General features: G+C 39.6%; 7 protein-coding genes and 1 pseudogene. 1 reads left to right on the forward strand and 7 read right to left on the reverse strand.

Annotation, left to right across the window (positions count from 1 at the left end):
• Window positions 1-359: 359 nt before the first annotated feature.
• Window positions 360-905, forward strand: a pseudogene (locus G4407_RS17045) (DUF4368 domain-containing protein); the annotation flags it as partial.
• A gap of 115 nt (window positions 906-1,020) precedes the next feature.
• Here G4407_RS17045 and G4407_RS15425 read toward each other — a convergent pair.
• The 7 genes from G4407_RS15425 to G4407_RS15455 all read right to left on the reverse strand — a co-directional run bounded on the left by G4407_RS15425 (window position 1,021) and on the right by G4407_RS15455 (window position 9,886).
• Window positions 1,021-1,977 (reverse strand): ABC transporter ATP-binding protein, encoded by a 957-nt coding sequence (locus G4407_RS15425; protein ID WP_330586132.1) that lies wholly within the window; start codon window positions 1,975-1,977, stop codon window positions 1,021-1,023.
• A gap of 171 nt (window positions 1,978-2,148) precedes the next feature.
• Window positions 2,149-2,892: a hypothetical protein gene (locus G4407_RS15430; protein WP_006426953.1), complete on the reverse strand. Its 744-nt coding sequence runs from the start codon at window positions 2,890-2,892 to the stop codon at window positions 2,149-2,151.
• Between the two features lie 140 nt (window positions 2,893-3,032).
• Window positions 3,033-3,416 carry a DUF6262 family protein gene (locus G4407_RS15435; RefSeq protein ID WP_015513361.1) on the reverse strand — a complete coding sequence of 128 codons (384 nt, stop codon included), beginning with the start codon at window positions 3,414-3,416 and terminating at the stop codon, window positions 3,033-3,035.
• Entirely contained in the window at window positions 3,391-4,758 is a 1,368-nt protein-coding gene (locus G4407_RS15440; RefSeq protein WP_226853055.1) for a tyrosine-type recombinase/integrase, read from the reverse strand. The genes G4407_RS15435 and G4407_RS15440 overlap by 26 nt, the downstream gene beginning before the upstream one ends.
• Before the next feature lie 121 nt (window positions 4,759-4,879).
• A complete protein-coding gene (locus G4407_RS15445; RefSeq protein WP_007886448.1) occupies window positions 4,880-6,610 on the reverse strand; it encodes a tyrosine-type recombinase/integrase in 1,731 nt (576 codons plus the stop codon).
• Window positions 6,611-6,638: 28 nt separating this feature from the next.
• Entirely contained in the window at window positions 6,639-7,763 is a 1,125-nt protein-coding gene (locus G4407_RS15450; RefSeq protein ID WP_006426957.1) for a tyrosine-type recombinase/integrase, read from the reverse strand.
• A gap of 155 nt (window positions 7,764-7,918) precedes the next feature.
• The gene (locus G4407_RS15455; protein WP_110102393.1) at window positions 7,919-9,886 is read right to left on the reverse strand and encodes an ATP-dependent DNA helicase; all 1,968 of its coding nucleotides are present in this window, start codon (window positions 9,884-9,886) and stop codon (window positions 7,919-7,921) included.
• Between the last annotated feature and the right edge of the window lie 450 nt (window positions 9,887-10,336).

Below are 10,336 nucleotides of genomic sequence, written 5' to 3' on the forward strand. Positions count from 1 at the left end.
AACAGGTACAAAAAGGGAGATGCGAAAAAACTCAATCGAGTTTTTTCACATCCCCCTTTCGTCTCTTTCTTGTATTCAGTTATCTATGCCTTCTTTCATCAGCATAATCATTGTATCAGGATAAAGTTCACAAAGTATCCGCTATACGTTCCCATAAGTTCATGTCATTATTGAAATCGTACATATTTCAGTATAAAAAGTTCACTATTCAAATTCTGATTATTTATAGTAATATGGTCTATCAAAATGGCTATTTTCTGTTTCATTATTTAACTTAACAAAACAATTCCTATGCAAAAAGGCGGAGTTCACTTTACATTTTCCCCGTATATTTTTCTGCCATATGTACTGCCATAACACCATCTGCCACAGCATACTATATCTGCCAGACCTACAACCGGCTGGGTAAGAACGCCTGTAACAGCCACAAGATTGAAGCAAGGGATTTGTACAATCTGGTGCTGAAGGATATACAGGAATTGGCGGCTCAGGCCATGAAGGACGCCGATGCGTTCTACCAGCGGCTTAGCAGCCGGATGGAGCGTCGGTATCTGGTGGACGCTTCCCAGACAGAGAAGGAACGGAAACGGCTGGAAGCCCGGAATCAGGAAATTGACGGGATGTTTTAATCCTGTATACGGATAAGGCCAAAGGCGTCCTCACCGAGCAGCGGTTTATGAAGATGACGGCGGTGCTGGAACAGGAGCAGGAAGCCAACCAGAAGTGCCTACACGATCTGGCGGTGATGCAGAGCCTGGCGGATGCACAGGAAAGCGAAGTCCGCACTGAACCGGCTTATCAGCAAAATCCTGATTGGCGAGGTTAAGAAGGTGGACGGCCAGAAGGTGCAGGAAGTCAGGATTGTTTATGGCTTTGTCGGGGAAATCCCGGAGATTGTAGCATAAGAACAGCGAAGCCCTCCCCATGCAGGGGGAGGGCCTTTTATTTTGGCTAAATATGTGATGTTCAAATTGCGAATAATTGTTTGATTATTTAACGCACATGCAAATATCTGCATTTTTATAAGTGTCCGCCTTGTGCTGCAACCAATCGCTGGAACAACCCGTTTTCTTCTAATAATTCTGTTGGCGTTCCCATTTCCACGACCTGTCCGTGATCCAAAACAACAACTTTATCCGCATTTGCAATCGTCCTCATGCGGTGAGCAATCACCAACACAGTTTTTCCTTGCAGCAGTTCTGACAACGCCTGCTGGACAAGGGTTTCATTTTCCGCATCCATAGAAGCGGTGGCCTCGTCCAATATTACAACAGGAGCATCCTTTAAGATTGCCCTGGCAATCGAAATACGCTGTCTCTCACCGCCGGAAAGAATGCACCCATTTTCTCCGATATTGCTTTGATAGCCTTCTGGTAGCCGTGATACGAACTCCTCGCATTGCGCGGCCCTTGCCGCCGCCAGCACTTCCTCATCGGTGGCATTCTGCCGCCCCAGCCGAATATTTTCCATGACGGATTGATCAAACAAAGTAACTTCCTGGAACACAATCGAATAATTTTTGAACAGCGTTTCAGGCTCTACTGTAGTAACGTCCACACCGCCTAATAAAACCCTGCCGGAATCAGCATCCCAAAATCTTGCCGCCAGTCGGGAAACGGTAGATTTTCCGCCTCCTGACGGGCCTATCAACGCAGTAATCTCACCCTGCTTTGCCACAAAGGAAACACCATTCAGGACACGCTCGCCATGTCTGCCAGAAACAGCTGTATCCTCCAAATCTGCATGATAGGTAAACACAACATCCTGAAATTCAATATCATATCCCTGATTATTGCAGACAGGCTGCCCGCCCTGCTCCTTGATAGCCTCCATTTGTTTTGTCCGTTTAATACTGACAAGAGATGAGATCATTTCCGCCATCAGCATGAACGATGAACCAAATGGCTCATATACACGCCCGGCCATAACAAGATATAAAATAAACATGGTAACCGAAAGGCTTCCATCCGCAACCATCAGACCACCTGCAAGCAATACCGCCACAATCCCAAACCGTAAGAAAAATTGTGCTAATGTCACGGCGATTCCGGGGGGCAGTTCATTTTGGTAAAATGTAGCCAGTTCCCCTCATGCGTTGATTTTACTGGGTTTAACTGTATACAAAACTGTGTTTACTGTTACTATCTTTCATTCTTTTCCAAAATAGCTTTGAAGCATAGGCCACATTATTTTCATATATGACACAAAGCTCAGCTCTACTTGTGCTTCATTAAACCATCCAACCATAAAGCTATTTATCTCTTCAAATAATACTTTTGAAAGTTTCTGAATAATAATTGTGTTATCCACTTCTTCAGTATAATCTTTCGCATACATTTTACATATAGAACGCACTCCAAAATAATTATATAGCACACCTACCGTTGTTTTTAATGCTTCAATATCTCTTGGAAAATCTGTTCTATTCATCATATTCACTACTAATTGATGTCTTGAGTTTAGGTAATTCCTAACTGTACTATTACCTATTTCAACATCAACTGTAAATGAAAAATCTTGAGTTTGTATACTATCTGCTCCTAACATTATCATCAATTCAACTTGTGCTGCATGATATTCTGTATAACCAGACAAAGCCATATATTTCCAAGAATCTTGCTTTGCATACATTTCCGTATCTAAAATATGCGTAAATTCATGAAACACAATATACCTTGGTATTTCCGAACTTTTGCATATCCTTAATATATGTTCATCTGTTTTCGTATTATAGTAAGCTTGGGCGGCTGAAGCGAATCCTGCTGCATCGCTTTCCTCAACATTAATTTCAAAAAAATCTATCTTATACTGTGGTAATTTCTCAATTTCCATAAACTCAATATATTCTTTTTCATATTCTTTAATTAAATTTTTAATTTGTATTTCTGTCATATTGTTTTATACCTCATATCAAAGTTAGCATTTCACTTTTAGTATACCATAAAACAATCCCATTCTCATTCTATATATTTTATCCTCAACGATGAAAAGATGTGTCTGCACACATCTCTTCCATCTTATTATTTTCAATGTTATAAGTTCTTAATAAAATTCAAATCCTGTTTCCGTAATGCCTTCTGTAACTTTTCGTTCTTTCTCTTCAGTTCCTTATTTTCTCTGCTCAGAGCTGCCACCTTCTGGTTCAACAGTTCAATCTGTTTTTCCATCGCCATGTTCAGAATTTCTCTTCTTGGATCTATCATTCCGGCCTGTTGCTCTACTGCTTGGTTCAATGTATCCCGGACGGTTGGATTTTTATAAAAGAATCCTCTCGACAATCCAGTTTTCTTCATCAGCTTTGGAACGCTGATACGTTCTTTATTTGCCAGCATATCTTGTATTGCTTGCAATGCCAGTTCAATTTTCTCTTTACTTTTTCTCTGATTTTCCTCAATCATCTTGTCGTATTTGCTCATATTCTTCACCCCATCTTGCCAGACTCATATATATGATGTCACTCATCCTCTGTCTTACTTCTCTGGTTTCGTCTGCCATTCTTTGATTGCTCATTTTCCGGTAATGCTGTACATTATTCAGTCTTTTATGCCCCAATAGTCTCGCTATCGTCCAGTCATCCAGATGCATTTCTGTAAGTTTGACGCCATAGTAGTGCCGGAACATGTGCGTTCCAAACCCGAATAATTCGCCATGATCATCTTTCAACTGCTTTTCCTGTATCATGGACATGACTTTTGTTTTTATAGCCATATACTGCATCGGGCGGTCAGGTTCTTTTTCATTAACAAATATGTATTCTGTATCACCGAACTTTTCCTGTGTATATTCAATAGAACTCTGTAACAGTTTTGCAAGTTCTTTACTGATCGGTTTTTTATATCTTTTAGTTTTAACTTGATATATTTCAATCATATCTTGGCCATTTTCTCTCGTCAGACAATCTGGTCTCAGTGTAAGGGTATCTGATATCCTAGTTCCAAGCATCTGATGTATCAGAAGACATCTTGCAATCTGTACATCCATCTGTGTAATTTCCGCATTCAGTCGTTTCATTTCATCATCAGAATACACTCTAAATTCTGCATTTACTTCCGGTGGAATATCCGTATTAATAAATAAATGCTCCAATCTTTCATAGCTGTAAATTTTTCCGATTGTCTCTAACTGTCGTCTTAATGAAATTACATAAGAACTATTCGCACTATGGGAAGTATCTTTTGTTGACAGATGTATCAAAAATTCTTCCAACACTTCTCTGTCTATTTCACTGCAGCTTTTTATTTTGGAATACTCTTTTTGGAGATATTCTGAGAATATCCTCATTATTGTCAATTCTCCCTGTACAGTTCCTATTGCTTCATACTGCAGATTCATATAAACAGCTTTCTTACATTCTTCCCTGATATCTGGCTGATATATTTTTCTGAAATCCAGTGTTTTTACATTATAAATTGGATTGGATCTGATTTTAATATCCAGATTTTTTAGTTCCCAAACATCTTTTTCTATCTCATCCCGTAAATCTTCTGGCCCTAAAAATTTCAGTACGTTTCTGAAATATAATATCGTCACTGCTTCGCCATAGCTTACTGTACCATACACACTCTTCTTTTCTTTTACAATAGTTATTCCCTGTTCTAACATCCAGCCTTTTAAAAGTGATATCCATTTTTCTGGATTTCTATCTCCAAGGCTTTTGATTCTCCGATTTATTCTGCTGTTCAAAAACTTTGCAATATGATTATAAGCTGTTCGATCCTGAATCAATGCTCTAAACGTTCCGTTTTTGCAGCGATACATAATATAACCTCGAAACTCTTCCTTTAATTCTTGCGTTGGAAGCAACGTTAAATCAAATTTTCCATTATCCTTACGTGTCCCTGTTTCTTGTAAATTGGGGAAATCGCTGAAGTATATAATATCATTTTCCATCTTTTTCCTCTTTCTTTAGCCATGATGCTAAACTACTTCCTTGCATTTCAAAGAACTCATCATTTGCTTTTGCAATCCTTTGCGGCATATAATCAATATACTGTCTTGTCATCTCTTCATAAGTATGTCCAAGATAATCCCTGATACTTTGCAGTGATACATGACTGTCATAAAACATAGTTGCTACTGTATGTCGATAATCGTGTGATTGAAATAAATATTCTCCATTTGCAATCTTATTTTCCCGGCACGCTTCTATCATCTGAGTTCGGAATGTACCATATAGACAAGCACCACCTCTGCTGTTTTTAAAAATGAATTCTTCAGGCTGAATTTCATGTTTTTTCAAGTATACTTTCATAATCTGATAAAGTGCCTGTGGGATTGGAATCCTTTTATAATTCTTCATTTTGACCTGATACACCTGAATCCAATAATCCTCGCCCTGCTGATAATAAGCATTTCCTTTCAATGTACACACTTCACTCGCCCGTAATCCTAGACACCACAGATGTAGGAACATACATCGTAATCGCTCTGGAAAAAGATATAATTTTTTCAAAATTTCCATATATACTGTTTCCTCAACGCTACGATCATGATGTACTATTACTTCTTTTTGTTGGAAATATTCAATTCGGAATGGCATTCTTGTAATATACTGTTTAACTTCCATGAATTTATAAAAATGACCGATACCGAAAATTCTTTCATTAAATCCCTTTGCCTGTATTCCCCGTTCTCGCAAGCCGTCTGCATACTTTTTTACTTCTGCGACAGTTGCATGAATCGCCAGTATCTTTTCTTGTTCCAGCAGTTCAATAAAATTTCTAATACATACAAATCTTCGTACAATCGTGCTGACTGCCTGTCCAGTAATTCCCAGTTCATATTTCATGTATGCCTGTAAAATTTCTCGATTCTGTATTTCCTTGACTTCCATAAAAGAAATGCTAATTAAGGATTTACTTTCGTCTATCCGATGTTTTCCAAGATGTAATCGTTCCAGATACCATACATTTGCTTCCCATTGGATCTGTTCCTGCTGCATAAACGCATCTCTTCTGCATTCACCTAAAATACTTCGTTGACTCGTTTCGGGAAAATTCTTTAAAATAGTTTCCACTTGTTCCATTTCCAGCAATCCAATATCCGTAATATTTAACTGAACACAAGAATCATAAAGAAGTTTTAAGGATTTTAACCTGACATTTCTATAAGCCTTAGACATTGAAGTATTGGCAATGATACGACTCAACGTATAAAAAATTTGTTTCTTTAAAACTTCTGAACAATTTTGTGTAAAATCCCACACCAATAGGTTTGTTTTATAAGAAGTTTCAAAGGTCTCAGCTATTTCCTTTTCCGGATAATACTTCAGAAAATAAATTTTATTTTGATATTTCCATTCATATATCCGCTTTCCATTTAGCGTCTGCATTTGTTGATAGATATGTTGTTGTTTTACCGTATCATATATTTTCAAATAGAAAGATACAATTTGTGATCGTATCTGTCCTCTTAAATATTGTTCATACGAATTTCGCAAAGGATAATCCATTTCTTCCAGATGCCAGATTTTTCTATCTGCCAAGAACTTTTTCAATTTGTTAATTCTTGAATCGCTTTTTATTCCAAGTGCATCAATTTCTGAATATAGTTCCTGCTTTTTCTTCTCAATATCTACTTCAGATTCTGTTATGTGTTCTGCCTGTTGCAATAAATATATAGGTATTTCTCACACCTCCCTACTCCAGCAGACGTTCCGCCCCATAAATAGCAGTGTGTTGTGCATAAAACTCATTACTTGCTTCTATCAGTTCATCATCCAGCCAGTCCAGATACTTTATAGTCGTATCCAAATGTTTATGCCCCAATGCCTGACTGATCATTTCCAGTTCCCATCCTGCCTGCTTTCGCATATTTGCAAAATAGTGACGTAACATGTGGGGTGTGATTTTAACTCCGGTTTTCTTTTCCATTCGGTCCAACATATCATATACACTGTCCACTCTTAATGGCTTTCCAATGTTCTCACCCATGATATTCACAAACAGGTAATCCTGATGTTGCAGGATTTTCCGATATTTTGCCAGATAATCCATGAGAAATTCAAACGTATCATTACTTATCTTGGCACTTCTGTATTCCGCATTTTTGGCTCTCGCTTCATTTTCATTATCTTCCCGGAAGCATACCCTTATCATGTGATTCCTATAATCAATATCTTTGACATATTTTACTCCCAGTAGTTCCCCAATTCTGTATCCGGTTTCTGCTAACATAAGTAACAGAAGCTGATCTCTTCGGTTCGTACAGGCCTGTAAAATTGTAATAATCTGATTTTCTTTTGCTGTTCTCCCACGATGTTCCTCTTCCTTCAGATAGGCTTTAAAAGAATGATTCCGCAGTACCTTTTTTACTCCCACCTGATTAACCGCTATAATCTGGTTATACGATAAGGTTTTGAGACTTCCGTACTGTTCATATTCTGCCTCTATAAATAAATAGAACCTGAACACATCTTTTAAGTATGCGTTGCAGGTTCCTTCATTCGGACACTTCTTTTCTCCAGCCGTTTGCTCTGTATGGTTTCCGGCTTTAAGCCAGTATAAAAATTCCACAAAGTGTTCTGTCTGTTTTTCATAATCTAACTGATAGACTTCTGTGAGTTCCATTTCTTTCTCTGCCATATATTTCATATAATAGCAGATTGAAAATGCTGTGCGTTTCACTGTATTTGGTGAACGTTTACATTTAATCTTATGCATTAGATATTTACTTGGCAGTTCTTCAATACTCATTGTTTCCAGATTTCTGATGAAAAAATATTTTTCTGTTCCATCTTTTATCGTTTCCACCTTGTATATCATAAGCTGCCTCCTTTCCTCTAACGCTATACACAGTATACCCACTTCATGCCGAAATAGCTATTCATCAATACCAACAATCCCACCGAAAACGCCCTTGAAATACCACCAAACTTTTCGTGCAAAATCTGCTTTTTCTGTAGCAGAACCACGAACGGTTACAGGTAGTATTCCACGCCTTTCCGGTTTCGAATAAAGTGCTGGACATCCTTGATATCTTTTGCCATCTTGCAGCTCGGAAGCGCACACATTACTTCCTCATGATACCTGCCACCTTCTCCTGCACGCTCGTCTAAAATGGACACGACACAAGTATCTGTCTCGGTGCGGAGAGCACGTCCGAATCCCTGTCTTAGTTTTTTCTGCATGTCTGGAACAATCACTGCCTGAATATAATCTTTCAGGCTGGCATATTCCTTCTTCTGTGCTTCACTGATGGGATCAGGAACAGCAAAGGGCAGTTTTACTATAATCAGCGAAGATACCATATCTCCAGGGAAGTCTACTCCTTCCCAACAGGAGCCGGCTGCAAAAAGGACAGCATTGTCCATCTGTTTAAATCTTGTGATCTCTTCCGGTGAATGTCTCCACACCTCTATCATCGGGAACGGAATTTCATCCCTTAACATCTGGTAAACGTTTCCCATCAAATGATAAGATGTAAACAGCACTAGCGTATGCCCGTAAGTCGAACAGATCAGTGAATGGATATGGTCTGCTATCATCTCTGCCTCTTCCTGACTTTCTCTTCTGCATGTCTTCAAATTCTTTGGCAGATATAACAGACAGTTCTTCTGATATTCAAACGGGGAGTCTGCCACATATTCCCGGACTCTCCGCACTCTCTGTAATCCTGTCATTTTCCGAATGTGGGAAAATCCCTGTCCGGTTTTTAAAGTTCCGCTTGTCAGAATCGCTCCCATTCCTCTGCTCCATAACATCTGGTCCAGATACTGTGGAATCCTTCTGCTGGATGCACACAATATAATCCGGTGGTCATGGTCCTGCTTCAGATGCAGCACATACTTCTTATCCTGATGGAAAAAGCATTCCAGCACACTTTTGGTTTCTTCCAGCTTGTTTCTGATCCACTTTGGAATCTTCTTTTCTAATTTTTCTATGATCTTATTCATGGTCTGTATCCCCTCATATAAATACATTGCACACTCTTCTGTCATGTGGAATTCTTCTTTTATCCCATATCTGGTTCTGTGGTTTTCTCCTATGATGTCCAGCACCATCCGGATCGTCCCGGACAGTTTTCTTATCTCCGGGCCTTGGTACTCATTCCCAAGATAAAAGCAGATTTCTCGGATATCGTCATAACAGAGGCTCTTCCCAAACATCTGCTTTGCCGCATCCGGCAGCTTATGTGCTTCATCGACAATCAATGCTCGGTAGTCTTTTAATAACGGGCGGTAATCCTGCAGCCTGTGATAACCATCAGCCAGCAGATAATTGTGATTACAGATCTGAATGAACATTTCATGATCTCTGGAACGCTCCAGATACTGCTGATACCTGCATGAGCCTCTTTTCGGGCAGTCTCCCGAACAGAACTTCGGTACACTCACCATCCTTCTGTCAAACCCACTTAAGTTGGACACTTCGTCCATATCATAATGTTCTTTCAACGACAGCAGAGCTTCTTTCTGCAACGCATTTTTGTTTTTTTCTTCGATTGCAACGATTCGGTGCTCCAACCTCTCATCGCAGACAAAATGCTCTTTCCCTTTTCGTATCACAGCTTTAATAGGGGCCTGAATCGTCCCGTTCTCCTGAAGAATCCGGGAGAGAAAAGGGATATATTCTGTAAGAATTGCTTTCTGGAGTGCAATGCTGGAAGTGGATATCACGACCGGACGCTGCTCATAAGGGGAACATCCTTCTGCAAGGAGGGAATATTTTCTCATCAGAACACAGGCCACCAGATAGGCATACGTCTTGCCGATACCGACACCCGCGTCACACAGTGCTATGTTTCTTCCCAGCAGGTTATCCAGCATTTTGTGGCATAACATAATCTGTTCTTCCCTTACTGCCATTCCATGTTCCGGGAACAGCACTCGGAAAATAGTATCAATTTCTCGATGCGCTCTATTGAGATATTCTCTTGTGTAATACATAATTTGTTACCTGATATGCGTGCTGATATCACATCAATACGGCTGTAAAGGATTTCTCCCTACAGCCGTATGTATCTGATATCAACGACACATTCTTCCTTGATTTCTTATACTTTTGATTTTTGGCGTTGTATTTGTCCTCGACTCCCCCATTGCCTTACGGGAACATTACAGGCGGATGCTTGGCATTGCACCGCTCACGGATTTTCTAAAAGTCTTGCTGATTACAACCCAAAGTCCATCCTCTGCTCACTGGCAGTTCCTATGTATCATTATCCCCTCGTAAGTGATCCTCGCAAAAGACCGCCACGGTCCTGTTTCAGTTAAAGATGATTCGCTCGAAACGAAAACGCCACAAAAGAACTCTGCCTCTCACTTTCTGGTCTAATTTCTTCCATGCCCTTTTCATCTGTCCTCGCGTCTTCCTGCCACGCTTCTACTTACGGGAAC

Origin of the sequence: Allocoprococcus comes, assembly GCF_013300725.1 — a bacterium.
Classification (GTDB): Bacteria; Bacillota; Clostridia; order Lachnospirales; family Lachnospiraceae; genus Allocoprococcus; species Allocoprococcus comes_A.